The following is a 14,461-nucleotide window of genomic DNA, read 5'->3' as shown; positions in this document are numbered from 1 at the left end:
CACCCGCCCCGCCCCACCCCACCGGCCCCGCCCCACCGGCCCCGCCCCACCCCGCCACCACCCTCACCTCGTCGATCTAGGGCATATCGTCGTCAGCGGAGATCGAATAACAACAAGATGCCCTAGATCAACGGCGAGAGGGGGCGACGGCGGCAGGGGGCGCGGGGGCAGGGGGCGCGGGGGCGGTCAACGGCGAGAGGGGGCGACGGCGGCAGGGGGCACGGGGGGGGGCGACCAAGGGCGAGAAGGGGGACGGCCACGGGGGGTGACCAAGGGCGAGGGCCGCGCCGGGGGTGCGTTTTAGTAGGCGCGGGCGAGGATGGCGATCAGGTTGGGCTCGTCTTCGGAGTCCGGGACTGAGCCGTCGGCGCGGAGCAGGCAGCGGACCGTGACGCCCTGACCGTTCGCCTCGGCCTCGCCGGCCACGCCGACCGCCGACCACGGGACCCGGGCCCAACCGGTCGCGGCGGCCTCGATCGCCTCGGCGAGGGTGGCCACCTCGACCGTGCGCGACTCGCGATTGGCCAGCGCCTCGTCGTGCAGCACCTGCTGGTCCGTCTCCAGGGCGGCCAGCACCGCGGCCACCACGTCGGCCACCGGCGTCGGCGACTTCGACCCGTCGGTCCGGCGCACCACCACCGCGTTGCCGGCGGCCAGGTCGCGGGGGCCGACCTCGACGCGTACCGGATAGCCGCGCAGCTCGGCGTCGACGGCCCGGCGGCCGAACGGGGTGTCGGTGCGGTCGTCGAGCGCGACCCGGACACCGGCGTCGCGCAGGCCGTCGCGCAGCTTGGCCGCCGCCTCGGCGACACCCTCGCCATCCTTGACGATCATGACGTACGCCTGGATCGGGGCAAGCCTCGGCGGCACGCGCAGGCCGTTGTCATCGCCGTGGGCCATGATCAGGCCACCGAGCATCCGGGTCGAGGTGCCCCAGGAGGTGGTCCAGGCGTGCTCCCGGCCGCCCTCCTTCGAGGAGTAGCTGATGTCGAACGCCTTGGCGAAGTTCTGGCCCAGCTCGTGGCTGGTGCCCAACTGGAGCGCCTTGCCGTCGCCCATCATGCCTTCGCAGGTGTACGTGGCGGTCGCCCCGGCGAACCGCTCGCGGGCCGTCTTCAGGCCGACCACGACCGGAATGCCGATCACGTTGACCATCAGGTCCTCGTACGCCTCGTGCAGGATCCGCCGCGCGTAGGCCCGAGCGTCCTCGCGGGTGGCGTGCGCGGTGTGCCCCTCCTGCCAGAGGAACTCACTGGTCCGCAGGAAGATCCGCGGGCGCAGCTCCCACCGGACCACGTTGGCCCACTGGTTGAGCAGCAGCGGCAGGTCCCGGTACGAGTCGATCCACTTGGCCATGAACTCGCCGATGACCGTCTCGCTGGTCGGACGCACCACCACCGGCTCGGCGAGCGGCTTGCCGCCACCGTGGGTGACCACCGCCAGCTCCGGCGAGAAGCCCTCGACGTGCTGCGCCTCGCGCTTGAGGTAGCTCTCCGGGATGAACAGCGGGAAGTACGCGTTCTCCGCGCCGGCCGCCTTGATCCGGGCGTCCATCTCGGCCTGCATCCGCTCCCAGATGGCGTAGCCGGCCGGGCGGATGACCATGGTGCCGCGGACCGGGCCGTTGTCGGCCAGCTTCGCCTTGGCGATCAGGTCCTGGTACCAGCGGGGGAAATCCTCCGCACGGGGAGTGAGCACGCGTGCCATGACCGCACATCCTATGCGCCGCTTCTCGGGGCGGTGCGCTCGGGCGCGGCATCGTTAGCATCTGCCGTCATGGCCTTCCTTGATCCGCACACCGGGGCGGCTCCCACGCCCCAGCCCGACCCCAGCGATCTGGCGCAACTGGCCGCGAGATGGGTGCGCTGGGTAGCTCGGCACCGACAGCCGGCCAACCCGATCGCCGACCGCTCCGGCCGACACGCCGGGCACCACCAGCCCGCCGACGTGTGGTTCCTCGCGGGCACCTTCGGCGGCTCGGCGCAACGGAGGTGCGTGGTGCCCGCCGGACGGCCGCTCTTCTTTCCGGCGTTCTGCTGGTGGGAGGTCGGCGGGGCAGCCGGCCCGGCACGGGCCACCCTCGGCGCGACCGGCCACGCGCAGATCGACGGGGTGCCGGTGGCCCTGACGGCGGCTGGTTCGGCCGAGCCGTTCCCGGTTCGCGGCTTCTTCAACAACGTCGTCACCACCTGGCCGTGGTCGACCCCGGTCTCCTGCTGGGGACTGTGGGGACTGGTCCCGCCGCCCGCTCCGGGCCGGCACGAGCTGACCTTCGGCGGCACCGACGGCGGGCGGTTCCGGGTCGATGCGCAGTACCAGGTGGACGTGCGCTGAATCGACCTACACTTCGACAACCATGACTGAGCAGAGCAACACCACCCGGCTGCGGAACGGCATCGTCGACGCCGCTCGCGCCTTGACTGTCGCGACCGGGTGGGACGGTGTCCGGATGGGTGCCGTCGCGAGCGCTGCCGGCGTGAGTCGGCAGACGGTCTACAACGAGTTCGGCAGCAAGGCCGGGCTGGCCGAGGCGCTCGCCCGGCGTGAGGTGGACCAGTTCGTCGGCGCCGTACGGGCCGCGCTGATCGCGCACGGTCCCGACGTCCGGGCCGGCGCGTACGCGGCGATCGCCCACACCCTCGCCACGGCTGCGGACAACCCGCTGGTCAAGGCGATCCTGACGAGCGCCCGGGGTGGCTCGGACGAGCTGCTGCCGTACCTGACCACCCGGGCCGAGGTGGTGCTCACCGAAGCGTCCGGTGCGCTGATCGACTGGGCGGGCACCTACCTGCCGGGGGCGGACCCGACCGCGCTCGCCTTCGCCGCGGACACGATCGTCCGCCTGGTGGTGAGCCACATCGTCCTGCCCCGGGACCCGATCGACCAGACCGCCACCGCGCTGGCCAACCTGGCCGTACGCCTCTTCACCGCCGCCGCCCACCCCCCTCGCTGACCGACCCGACCCGACCCGCGCCCGCGCCCGACCCGCGCGCGGTCAGCGCAGGACGCGGCCGCGCAGGATGGTGCGGGAGGGAGCGCGGACGACGCGCAGGTCGCGGCGGGGGTCCTCGGGGTAGACGACCAGGTCGGCGAGGCCGCCCTCGACCAGACCGGGGAAGCCGAGCCAGTCCCGGGCACCCCAGGAGGCGGCGGCCAGCACGTCGAGCGGCGTCATGCCGGCCCGTTCGTGCAGCAGCAGCATCTCCTCGGCGGCCAGGCCGTGGTCGATGCCGCCGCCCGCGTCCGTGCCCACGTAGATCGGCACGCCCGCCTCGTGCGCGGCCCGTACCACCTCGGGGAAGCCGTCCCGCAGCGCCAGCATGTGCTCGGCGTACCCGGGGAACTTGGCCCGCGCATGCTCGGCGATACCACCGAACGTGGCGATGTTGATCATCGTGGGAACGAGCGCCGTGCCCTGGCGGGCCATCTCGTCGATCAGGTCCAGGCTCAGCCCGGTGCCGTGCTCCACCGAGTCCACCCCGGCCCGCACCATGATCTCCACGGCCGACTCGGAGAAGGTGTGCACCGCGGCGCGTACCCCGGCGTCGTGCGCGGTCCGCACGGCCGCGGTGAGGGTGTCCGCGTCCCAGGCCGGCGCCAGGTCACCCACGCCGCGGTCGATCCAGTCGCCGACCAGCTTGACCCAGCCGTTGCCGGCCCGCGCCTGCGCGGCGACCGCCGCGGCCACCTCGGCCGCGCCGACCTCCACCCCGATGTCGCGCAGGTAGCGCTTCGGCGGCGCGATGTGCCGGCCGGCGCGGGCCAGTCGCGGCAGGTCCGGCTCGTCCTCCAATTCGGGGTACGGGTACGGCGAGCCGGCGTCACGGATCGCCAGCACCCCGGCGTCCCGGTCCACCCGGGCCAGCTCACGGGCCTGGTCGAGGGAGGTGATCGGGACGCCACCACGGCCGATGCCGATGTGGCAGTGCGCGTCGACCAGACCCGGCAGCACGAAGCCGCCGTCGACGACCGTCTGGGCACCGGGCACCGGAGTGAAGGTCACCCGGTCGCCGACCAGCCAGAGATCCCGGACCTCGTCGTCGGGGAGCAGTACACCGCGCACGTGGAGAGCCATGCGCACAGTCCTACCCGATCACCCCTGGCCGTGCGCGAGGAGCCCGGCCCACCGCCACCAACACGCCTCAGCGGGGACGGTTGTCACCGCCCTTGCCGAGCTTGTTGAAGTCGATCTTCGGGAGCTTGAAACCCGGGGGCAGGCCCTGGCCGCCGGCCAGGTCGTTCGGGTCCATCCCCGGCGGGAGCTGCGGCATGCCGCCCGGGAAACCGCCCGGCATTCCGGCGCCGGCCCCGGTACGCGGACGACCGCCACCCTTGGTGCCCTTGCGCTTGTTCTTGGGGCTCTTGGTCGCCTTGCGCCGACCGCCGCCGGGCAGGCCCATCATGCCGCCCATCTGCTTCATCATCTTCTGCGCGTCGGTGAAGCGGTTGAGCAGCTGGTTGACGTCCATCACGGTGACCCCGGAGCCGTTGGCGATGCGCGCCCGGCGGGAGCCGTTGATGATCTTCGGGTTGGTCCGCTCGCCCGGCGTCATCGAGCGGATGATCGCGGTGATCCGGTCGAAGTGGGAGTCGTCCAACTCGGCGAGCTGGTCCTTCATCTGCCCCATGCCGGGCATCATGGCCAGCACGTTGGCGATCGGGCCCATCCGCCGCACCGCGATGAGCTGGTCGAGGAAGTCCTCCAGGGTGAACTGCTCGCCGCCCATCAGCTTGGCGGTCATCTTCTCCTTCTGATCGGAGTCGAAGGCCTGCTCGGCCTGCTCGATCAGAGTGAGGACGTCGCCCATGCCGAGGATCCGGCTGGCCATCCGGTCCGGGTGGAAGACGTCGAAGTCCTCCAACTTCTCACCGGTGGAGGCGAACAGGATCGGCTGCCCGGTCACCTCTCGCACCGACAGCGCGGCGCCACCGCGGGCGTCGCCGTCGAGCTTGGAGAGCACCACGCCGGTGATGCCGACGCCGTCGCGGAACGCCTCGGCGGTACGCACGGCGTCCTGACCGACCATCGCGTCGATGACGAAGATGACCTCGTCCGGCTGGACCGCGTCGCGGATGTCGGCGGCCTGCTGCATCATCTCGGCGTCGATGCCGAGCCGGCCGGCGGTGTCGACGATGACGATGTCCCGGGCTGCCCGCTTCGCGTGCTCGATCGACGCACGGGCCACCTGGACCGGGTCGCCGGTGCCGTTGCCGGGCTCCGGGGCGTACACCTCGACACCGGCCCGACCACCGAGCACCTGGAGCTGCCCGACGGCGTTGGGACGCTGGAGGTCGGCGGCGACCAGCAGTGGCTGGTGGCCCTGGCCCTTGAGCCAGCGGGCCAGTTTGCCGGCCAGGGTGGTCTTACCGGAGCCCTGGAGGCCAGCCAGCATGATCACCGTCGGCGGCTGCTTGGCGAACTGGAGCCGCCGGCCCTCGCCGCCGAGCACGTTGATGAGCTCTTCGTTGACGATCTTGATGATCTGCTGCGCCGGGTTCAGCGCCTGGGAGACCTCGGAACTGCGGGCCCGCTCCTTGACGTTCGCGATGAAGCCCTTGACCACCGGCAGCGCGACGTCCGCCTCCAGCAGCGCAAGGCGGATCTCGCGTGCGGTGGCGTCGATGTCGGCGTCGGTGAGCCGCCCCTTGCCGCGGAGCTTGGTGAAGATCCCGGACAGGCGGTCACTCAAGGTGTCAAACACGCGAACATCCCGTTTGTCAGTTTTTCGGCGGGCACAACGCGGCCGGCAGTGCGGAGTCCGGCCACCGCTAGGGTAGCCGCCCGGCCGCACGGCCGCTGTCGGCCGGCCCGGCCGTCAACCGGACACCAACCCTGACTGGTACGCGAAGACGACGAGCTGGGCCCGATCCCGGGCTCCCAGCTTGCCCATCGCCCTGCTGACGTGGGTCCGCGCGGTCGCCGGGCTGACCACCAGCCGGGCCGCGATCTCCTCGTTGTTCAGCCCTTCGCCGACCAATCCGACCACCTCGCGCTCCCGGTCGGTGAGCGCGTCCAGCCGGGGGTGCGGGCGGGGAACCCGGGACGGCCTGGTGGCGAACTCCCGCACCACCCGACGGGTCACCGACGGCGACAGCAGCGCCTCCCCCTCGGCGACCAGCCGGATCGCCCGCAGCAGTTCGGCCGGCCGGGTGTCCTTGGTGAGGAACCCGCTCGCGCCGTGCCGAAGCGCGTCGAACACGTACTCGTCCAGCTCGAAGGTCGTGAGCACCACGACCCGGGTGCCGGCCAGGTCGGGGTCCGCCACGATCCGCCGGGTCGCCTCGATCCCGTCGATGCCGGGCATCCGGATGTCCATGAGCACCACGTCCGGCCGTTCCCGCCGGGCCAGCTCGACCGCACGCAGCCCGTCGGCGGCCTCGCCGGCCAACGCCAGGTCGTCCTCGCTCTCCACCAGCGCGCGCAGCCCGAGCCGGACCAGGTCCTGATCGTCGGCGATGAGTACCCGGATCACGCGGCCGGCTCCACCGGCAGCCGGGCGTGCACGCGGAACCCGCCGCCCGGACGCGGTCCGACGTCCAGCAGCCCACCCAGCGCGGCGACCCGCTCCCGCATTCCGGCCAGTCCGTGCCCAGCGGTCCCGTCGCCGGCCGGATCCACCGTGTCGAACGTGGTGCCCACGCCATGGTCGGCGACCTCGACGGTCAGCTCGTCGGCCCGGTAGCCGACGGTCACCTCGGCGCTGGCCACCCCGGCGTGCCGCAGCACGTTGGTCAACGCCTCCTGCACCACCCGGTACGCGGCCAGGTCCACCGCCGCCGGCAGGTCGCGGGGAGCACCGACCGTGCGCAGCTCGACGGCCAGACCGGCCCCGGCGAGCCGCTCACGCAACGCCGGGAGCCGGGCCAGACCGGGCACCGGGCCGCGCTCCGCACCACGCCGCACCGCGCCCAGGGTCACCCGCAGCTCGTCCAACGCCTCCCGGCTGGTCCGGCTGATCGCGGTCAACGCCGTCTCGGCCTGCTCCGGCCGCTTCGGCAGCAGGTGCAGGGCGATGTCCGCCTGCATGCTGATGGCGGCCAGCCCGTGTCCCACCACGTCGTGCACCTCCTGCGCGATGCGCAGCCGTTCCTCGTCGGCCTGCCGTCGAGCCTGCTCGGCGCGGCCGCGGGTGAGCGTCTCCCGGTTCGCCCGTACGGCCACCCCTGCCGCGAACGGTACGACCACCCACGCCGACGCCGGGAGCACTCCCTCCCAACCCGTCGCCGGGCCACGGGACCAGAAGACGTGCACCAGCAGCCCGGCGAAGGCACATCCACCCGCCACCGCCGCTGCCCGCACCGGCAGCCGCACCGCCACCGTGTAGACCGCGATCAGGAAGGCGAGCAGGACCGGCCCGTACGGGTAACCGAGCACCAGGTACGTCGAGGTGGCCACGGTGACCACGCCGAGGGTCGCCGCCGGCGCCAACCGCCGGCCCACCAACGCCAGCACGGCGAGAGCGATCAGCACCCGACAGACGGCGTCCACGGGCCTGGTCCCCGGTTGGTTGTCGCCGGCCAGGCCGGTGGCGAGCAGCCCGAATCCGAGCAGCACCAGGGCGAGTACGGCGTCGATGGCCGTCTCCTGCCGCCGCCCGATCAGCCTCATGAACGTCATTCTGCCCGCGCCAAGGGCCCCCGTCGTGCGTCCGGCGGCGGCACCGTCGCTACGTCCGCCGACGTATCCGCTACCGCGAACCGGGTCCGCTGTCCGGACGGGCGTCGGCTCGCACGTGGCGCTGGCCGGGCGTGGCGCTGGCCCGGGCGTGGCGTTGGCCGGGCGTGGCGCTGGCCGGGCGTGGCGGGTTCGGCGGCGGACACGTCCGCGAGCAATATGACTCTGAGGTATGAATATGACTCTGGGGTATATCGCTCATCGATGTGACCGGCCCGAGCAGCGGCACCTGCGTGCCGATGGTTCGGCTCCGACCTCGGCGACCGCAGGAGAGCCAGCCCATCGGCCAAGGCTGACGCGTGATCGACAGGCCCGCCGGGACCACGGGCGACCCGGCCGCCCTCGACGCCGACGATCCGGCAAGGGCTCGGTCTGGCGGCCTTCGAGGGTCGGCTGGCTGCGGATCGCCGGTCAGACGGCCGCGAGGACGGCGGCCTCCAGGCGGGCCCGGGTGGCGTCGTCCGGCCAGCCACCGACCAGGTAGAAGGCGTCGACCACGTCGGCGCCGAGGGTGGAGATGCGCGCCGCTCGTACCAGCGCCCCGGCCTCGTCGAGCGCGCAGGTGACCCGGTAGAGCAGCCCGGCGGCGTCGGCGGCGCGCAGCTCCAGCAGCACGGCGTCGGTCGCCGCCTCACGGTGCCAGACCACTCGGGGAGCAGCGCCGGCCCCCCGGGCGGCGAGCGCACGGCCGCGCAGGCGTTGGGTGACCGACACGTCGCCGGCGACGGCCCGACGCAGGTCGGCGCGGAGCGGGACCGGATCCGGGGGCAGGCCGTAGCGGGGCTGCACCCGGCACTCGACCAGGGCACGGCCGTCCACGGCGGAGGCGTCCGCCGAGATGACCTCCAGCCGGTGCAGGGCGAGGCAGCCGGCCACCGTGGCGAGCAGACCCCGGCGGTCGGCCGCCGCCACCGCCACCCGGTCTCCGGTCAGGTGGACGACCGGCAGGGGGCCAGCCAGCAACGCCGGGTCCGGGGCCGGCGGTTCGGGCAGGACGCCGGTGTCCAGCGCGGTGCGGACCCGGGCGACCAACTCGGCGACGAGTCGGCCCTTCCAGTCCGACCAGGCCGCCGGGCCGGTGGCCGCCGCGTCCGCGCGGACCAGCGCGTGCAGCAGGTCGAGCGTGCCGGTGTCGCCGACCGCCTCGGCCACCGAGGCGATGGTGACCGGGTCGGCGAGGTCCCGCCGGGTGGCCACGTCGGGCAGTAGGAGGTGCAGCCGGACCAGCGTGCCGATCAGCTCGGCCTCCGCGGCGGGCAGACCGATCCGGGTCGCCACCGCCTCGGCCAGCGGTACGCCGACCGTGCTGTGGTCGCCGGGCAGCCCCTTGCCGATGTCGTGCAGCAGGGCACCGAGCAGCAGCAGGTCCGGCCGGTCCACCTCGCGGGCGTGCAGGCTGGCCTCGTGGGCGGTCTGCACCAGGTGCCGGTCCAGGGTGTAGCGGTGCACCGGGTTGTGCTGGGGCAGGCTGCGCAGCCTGGTCCACTCCGGCAGCCAGCCGTCGACCAGCCCGTACCGGTCGCAGGTCTCCCAGGCCGGCACCAGGCCGGGACCGGCGCCGAGCAGGGTGGTCAGCGCGGCCCGGGCCTCGGCCGGCCAGGGTGCGGGCAGCGGCGGGCAGTACGCGGCCAGCCACTCGCAGGTGGCGCGGGCGATCGGCAGCCGGGTGGCCGCTGCCGCGGCGGCCATCCGCAGCGACAGGCTCGGGTCGGGGCGGGCGCCGATCGCCGTTCGGGCCAGCACCAGCTCGCCGTCGTGCTCGACCACGTCCCGGGCCACCGGGCGGCGCGGCGGACGGCCGGCGGCACCTCGGGATCGGCCGGAGCGCAGCCGGTCGGCGGCCCGGAAGGCATCGTCCAGGGCGTGACTGACCGTCCGCGCGTCCCCGGCGACCCGCCGCATGAGGGCGTCGCTGTCCTCCAGCCCGAGCAGTCGGGCCACGCCGTCGCGCTCCTGGGCGACCAGCCGGTCGACCCGCCGCCCGACCTGCTGGTGCAGGGCGTCGCGGGTGTCGAGCAGGCGCAGGTGGGCGGCGCGGACGGCGGGGCGCAGCGCGTCGGTGATCCCGGCGGCGGAGATCGCCCGCAGCAGCCCCACGTCCCGTAGCCCGCCGGCGGCCTCCTTGAGGTCCCCCTCCAGCAGGAAGGCCAGCTCGCCGTGGGCCTGCCACCGGGCGGTGGTGACCTCCCGCAGGCCGGGCAGCTGGCGGACGGCGGTCCGTCGCCAGTGGTCGGCGGCGGTGCGGATCAGCGCGTCGGCCAACGCCCGGTCGCCGGTCACCAGCCGGGCGTCGAGCAGCCCGAGGGCGACCTTGACGTCGTCCTGCGCCACCGAGAGCGCCTCGGCGACGGTACGTACCGAGTGGTCGAGCCGCAGACCGGCGTCCCAGATCGGGTACCAGACCGACGCGGCCAACTCATCCGTGCCGGGCACCCCGGCGTGCAGGAGGACCAGGTCGAGATCGCCGTACGGGGCGCACTGCCGGCGGCCCAGCCCACCGACGGCGAGCAGTGCCACCCCCTCGCGTTCGGGCAGCAACCCGCGCAGGAAGGTGTCGTACGCCGCCGCCCGGGCCAGCCGGGCCTGCTGACCGATCCCCCCGGGCACGCCAACGGCCTCGTTGATCAAGAGGTTCGCGTCGCCGTCACCGGCGTGGTCTGACGCGTTCCTCTTGATCAACGAGGTCATGTCGGTCGTGGCCCTGGTCAGAGGGCGTCGAGGCCGCGCTCGCCGGTACGCACCCGGACGACCTCCTCGACACCGGTGACCCAGACCTTGCCGTCGCCGATCTTGCCCGTACGGGCGGCGCCGACGATGGCGTCCACGATCTTTTCCACATCGATCTCGTCGGTGAGCACCTCGACCCGGATCTTGGGCAGGAACTCGACCGTGTACTCGGCACCCCGGTAGACCTCGGTGTGCCCCTTCTGCCGCCCGTACCCCTGGACCTCGCTGACGGTCAGCCCGGCCACCCCGAGGGCGTGCAGGGCCTCCTTCACCGCGTCCAGTTGGTAGGGCTTGATGACCGCGGTCACCAGCTTCATGTCCAACCCCTCCATCTCAGGAACGTTAACCGGAGACCTTCGCGCTGACCGGACCGCTGGCCGGCCCGGCCGACGCGGCCGGCTCGCCGGCCGAGTTGGCACCGGTGAGCCCGGCCATCGCGAAGGCACCGCCGCTGCTGCCCGTGGTTGGCGAGAGGTCGTACGCGCTCTCCGCGTGCTCCGCGACGTCGATGCCGGCGACCTCGTCCTCGGCGTCGGCCCGCAGACCGATCACGACCTTGACCGCCAGGGCGATCAGCGCCGCCACCGCGAAGGAGTAGACCGACACGATGCCACTGGCCAGCGCCTGCCGGCCGAGCTGGGTCACCCCGCCGCCGTAGAACAGGCCCTCGCTGGCACCCAGACCCTCGATCGCCGAGTTGACCTGGAGGGTGGCGAAGAGGCCGATGAACAGCGACCCGATCCAGCCGGCCACGAAGTGCACACCCACCACGTCGAGGGAGTCGTCGAAGCCGAGCTTGTACTTCAGGCTCACCGCGTAGGCGCAGATCGCACCGGCGATGAGGCCGAGCAGCACCGACGGCAGCGGGGCGATGAAGCCACAGGCCGGGGTGATGGCGACCAGACCGGCGATGGCACCGGAGGAGGCACCGACCAGGGTCGGCTTGCCGCTGCGGATCCACTCGATCACGACCCAGCCGAGCACGCCGGCCGCCGTAGCGACCTGGGTGTTGACGAAGGCGACAGCGGTGGTGCCGTCGACGGTCAGCTCCGAACCAGCGTTGAAGCCGAACCAGCCGAACCAGAGCAGCCCGGCACCGAGCGCCACCAGCGGCACGTTGTGCGGCTTGAAGCTCTCCCGGGGCCAGCCGACCCGCTTGCCGAGGACCAGCACCAGACCGAGCGCGGCCGCACCGGCGTTGATGTGCACGGCGGTACCACCGGCGAAGTCCAGTGCCTTGATCTTGGATCCGATGAAGCCGCCGCCCCACACCCAGTGCGCCACCGGCAGGTAGACCAGGGTGAACCAGGCGAACGCGAAGAGCAGCCAGCCGGAGAACTTCAACCGGTCGGACACCGCGCCGCTGATCAGGGCGACCGTGATGATGGCGAACATCATCTGGAAGACCATGAAGACGTACGTGGGGATGCCGGTCCCCGCGCCGAGGAAGAGCCACTCCTCGCCGATGAAGCTGGTTTCGGTGCCGAGGTACTGGGTGAAGCTGCCGATCACGTTGTTGACCCCGGCATTGCCGTTGGTGCCGAAAGCCAGGGTGAAGCCGTAGATGACCCAAAGAACGGAGATGAGCCCGATCGCGGAGAAGCTCATCATCATCATGTTGAGTACGCCCTTGGACCGATTCAGCCCGCCGTAGAACAGGGCCAGACCCGGCGTCATGAGCAGCACGAGCGCAGACGACAAGAGCAACCAGGCGGTGTTGCCGGTGTTGATCTCCACGCTGCCTCCTCTCGGTGTGGAAGTCCTCCCGTCGGCTGAAAAGAGGCAGCATCGCCCGTCAGCCGGTTGCGCGGAAGCTTCGCGGCCGGCTGTTTCACCTAGGGTCTCGTGCGGGTTTCCGTTTCGTGACGGGTTGTTTCGTACGTGTCACGAAGTCTGCACACTCGCCGGCTTGGACGGTGGTGGATCACCCGGACGGCGTACGTCGATGGCTGACCGGTCGGAGGCATCGACCGGCCGGCTCAGCGCAGCGCGTTCTCCAGAGCGTGCCGCTCGTAGTCGAGCAGCCGCAGATCGCGCATCGGCCGACGCAGGTGGCCCTTGTGCACGATCCGAACGAATGCCGGCTCACCGGCGGCGGCCATCCTCCGGATCCCCTCGACGTGGTCCACGATCCGCTTGCGGATGGTCCGGATGAGCCGGTGCCGATCCCGGGGGATCAGCCCGTACGCGTCGGCGAACAACCGCAGCCGGCGCGGCCGGTCCGGGTGCTTCCAGCCCAGCGTGATCGAGTCCCGGTCGGCGAAGATCGGCACCCAGGTCCAGGCCGCGTACGCCACGTCGTAGATCCGGGCACCGGGCGAGGCGAGGTCGAAGTCGATCAGCCCGAGCGTGCCGTCCGGCCGCCAGATCACGTTGTGCGGCGCGGCGTCGTGATGACAGATCACCTCGGTGTCCGGTGGCGGCGGCCCGAACGAGCGCCAGACCGCCCCCGGCGCCGGGGTGAAGCCGTACTGCGCGTCGTGGAACATCCGCAGCATGGTGGCCACGGTGACCAGCGCCTCGTCGGTGACCCAGTGCGGGGCCAGCGGGTACTCCCCGCACTCCCCCTCCAGGTACGACAGCACCTCGCGGTTGCGCTCGTCCATGCCGAGCGCCCGGGGCGCGCCGGTGAACCCGACGTACTCCAGGTGCCGCAGCAGAGCGTGCACGGACGGGGTCCACGGCCCGGCGTTGCGACGGACCGTGTCACCGACCCGCACCACGGTGCTGACGTTGCCGCCGTGCAGCGGGATCTCCTGCGAAGTCACGTACGGTCTCCCGAGGCGCTGCGAGGGGTGGCCGGGCTCGCGCCAGCCCGCGTACGCGCGATCGTCACTGGTCACCCGAGACTACGCGTCCCGTCCGGTGGCCTCGGTGCCCAGCAACGCGTCGACGAACTGCGCCGGGTCGAACGGGGCCAGATCGTCCTTGCCCTCACCAAGGCCGACCAGCTTCACCGGGATGCCGAGCTTGCGTTGCACGGCGATCACGATGCCGCCCTTCGCGGTGCCGTCGAGCTTGGTCAGCACCACCCCGGTCACGTTGACGACCTCGGTGAAGACTCGGGCCTGTTCCAGGCCGTTCTGCCCTGTTGTGGCGTCCAGGATGAGCAGTGTCTCGTCGATCGGGCCCTGCTTCTCCACCACCCGCTTGACCTTGCCCAGCTCGTCCATCAGGCCGACCTTGTTCTGCAGGCGGCCGGCAGTGTCGATGAGCACGGTGTCCACGCCGGTGTCGATGCCGCGCTTGACCGCGTCGAAGGCGACGCTGGCCGGGTCGGCGGCTTCCGGACCGCGTACGGTCTCCGCGCCGACCCGCGAACCCCAGGTCTCCAACTGGTCGGCGGCGGCGGCGCGGAAGGTGTCCGCCGCGCCGAGCAGCACGGTGCGGCCGTCGGCCACCAGCACCCGGGCGATCTTGCCGCAGGTGGTGGTCTTGCCGGCACCGTTGACGCCGACGACCAGCAGCACCGCCGGCACACCGTCCTTCGGTGCGGTGCGCAGCGACCGGTCCAGGCTCGGGTCGAGCGCGTTGACCAGCTCGGTGGCGAGCAGCGCGCGCAGCTCGAAGGCCGAACGGGTGCCCAGCACCCTGGTCCGCTCGCGCAGCCGGTCGACGATCTCGCGGGTGGCGTCGACGCCGACGTCGGCGGTGATCAGGCTGTCCTCGATCTCCTCCCAGACGTCCTCGTCGAGGTGGTCGCGGGCGAGCAGGCCGAGCAGGCCCTTGCCGAAGACGTTCTGCGAGCGGGACAGCCGCGAGCGGAGCCGGACCAGCCGCCCGGCGGTCGGCTCGGGCACCTCCACGGCGGGCGCTTCGAGCACCGGTGGCGGCTCGACCAGGACACCGGTGGACAGATCCGACTCCGGTGCCTCGACCGGCGGGCCGGCGAGATCCTCCTCGGCCCGGGTGTCGACCTCGGTGCGCGGCAGCGGGGGCTGGGGCCGCCGGCGTAGCCGTGGCGCGACCAGCCCGACTGCGCCGACGATCAGCACACCGAGCAGGACCAGAGCGAGGACGAGATATTCGGCCATGCCGGAATCCTGTCAGATGCGGGCG

At 72.5% G+C, this 14,461-nt stretch carries 12 protein-coding genes; 2 read left to right on the top strand and 10 right to left on the bottom strand.

Annotated features, from left to right (window positions below):
• Positions 1-300 precede the first annotated feature (300 nt).
• The gene (gene proS / locus ACFQGL_RS16450; RefSeq protein WP_377512522.1) at positions 301-1,707 is read right to left on the bottom strand and encodes a proline--tRNA ligase; all 1,407 of its coding nucleotides are present in this window, start codon (positions 1,705-1,707) and stop codon (positions 301-303) included.
• A 69-nt stretch (positions 1,708-1,776) separates the two neighbouring features.
• Here proS and ACFQGL_RS16445 point away from each other — a divergent pair, with 69 nt between their 5' ends.
• A complete protein-coding gene (locus ACFQGL_RS16445) occupies positions 1,777-2,334 on the top strand; it encodes a hypothetical protein (RefSeq protein WP_377512519.1) in 558 nt (185 codons plus the stop codon).
• A 22-nt stretch (positions 2,335-2,356) separates the two neighbouring features.
• Complete coding sequence (locus tag ACFQGL_RS16440; protein ID WP_377512516.1) at positions 2,357-2,953, top strand: TetR/AcrR family transcriptional regulator; 597 nt, start codon at positions 2,357-2,359, stop codon at positions 2,951-2,953.
• Positions 2,954-2,995: 42 nt separating this feature from the next.
• Here ACFQGL_RS16440 and ACFQGL_RS16435 read toward each other — a convergent pair whose 3' ends face one another.
• The 9 genes from ACFQGL_RS16435 to ftsY all read right to left on the bottom strand — a co-directional run bounded on the left by ACFQGL_RS16435 (position 2,996) and on the right by ftsY (position 14,436).
• On the bottom strand, positions 2,996-4,075 hold the full coding sequence (locus ACFQGL_RS16435) for an amidohydrolase family protein (protein ID WP_377512513.1): 1,080 nt from the start codon (positions 4,073-4,075) through the stop codon (positions 2,996-2,998).
• Between the two features lie 67 nt (positions 4,076-4,142).
• Positions 4,143-5,702: a signal recognition particle protein gene (gene ffh / locus ACFQGL_RS16430; protein ID WP_377512510.1), complete on the bottom strand. Its 1,560-nt coding sequence runs from the start codon at positions 5,700-5,702 to the stop codon at positions 4,143-4,145.
• 114 nt (positions 5,703-5,816) lie between these two features.
• Positions 5,817-6,473 (bottom strand): response regulator transcription factor, encoded by a 657-nt coding sequence (locus tag ACFQGL_RS16425; RefSeq protein ID WP_377512507.1) that lies wholly within the window; start codon positions 6,471-6,473, stop codon positions 5,817-5,819.
• Complete coding sequence (locus ACFQGL_RS16420; RefSeq protein WP_377512504.1) at positions 6,470-7,609, bottom strand: sensor histidine kinase; 1,140 nt, start codon at positions 7,607-7,609, stop codon at positions 6,470-6,472. Before ACFQGL_RS16420 ends, ACFQGL_RS16425 begins: the two co-directional genes overlap by 4 nt.
• Before the next feature lie 477 nt (positions 7,610-8,086).
• Complete coding sequence (locus tag ACFQGL_RS16415) at positions 8,087-10,363, bottom strand: [protein-PII] uridylyltransferase (protein WP_377512501.1); 2,277 nt, start codon at positions 10,361-10,363, stop codon at positions 8,087-8,089.
• Between the two features lie 17 nt (positions 10,364-10,380).
• A complete protein-coding gene (locus ACFQGL_RS16410; protein ID WP_007456507.1) occupies positions 10,381-10,719 on the bottom strand; it encodes a P-II family nitrogen regulator in 339 nt (112 codons plus the stop codon).
• A 25-nt stretch (positions 10,720-10,744) separates the two neighbouring features.
• A complete protein-coding gene (locus tag ACFQGL_RS16405; RefSeq protein WP_377512498.1) occupies positions 10,745-12,139 on the bottom strand; it encodes an ammonium transporter in 1,395 nt (464 codons plus the stop codon).
• A gap of 242 nt (positions 12,140-12,381) precedes the next feature.
• Positions 12,382-13,245 carry an aminoglycoside phosphotransferase family protein gene (locus ACFQGL_RS16400; RefSeq protein WP_377512495.1) on the bottom strand — a complete coding sequence of 288 codons (864 nt, stop codon included), beginning with the start codon at positions 13,243-13,245 and terminating at the stop codon, positions 12,382-12,384.
• 6 nt (positions 13,246-13,251) lie between these two features.
• Positions 13,252-14,436, bottom strand: a complete 1,185-nt coding sequence (gene ftsY / locus ACFQGL_RS16395) for a signal recognition particle-docking protein FtsY (protein ID WP_377512492.1) — start codon at positions 14,434-14,436, stop codon at positions 13,252-13,254.
• Positions 14,437-14,461: the final 25 nt, after the last annotated feature.

The sequence above is a fragment of the Micromonospora vulcania genome (assembly GCF_042658605.1).
In the GTDB taxonomy this organism is placed as follows: domain Bacteria; phylum Actinomycetota; class Actinomycetes; order Mycobacteriales; family Micromonosporaceae; genus Micromonospora; species Micromonospora vulcania.
The sequence above is the reverse complement of the archived record's forward strand: the minus strand, read 5'-3'. Positions and strand labels throughout refer to the sequence as shown.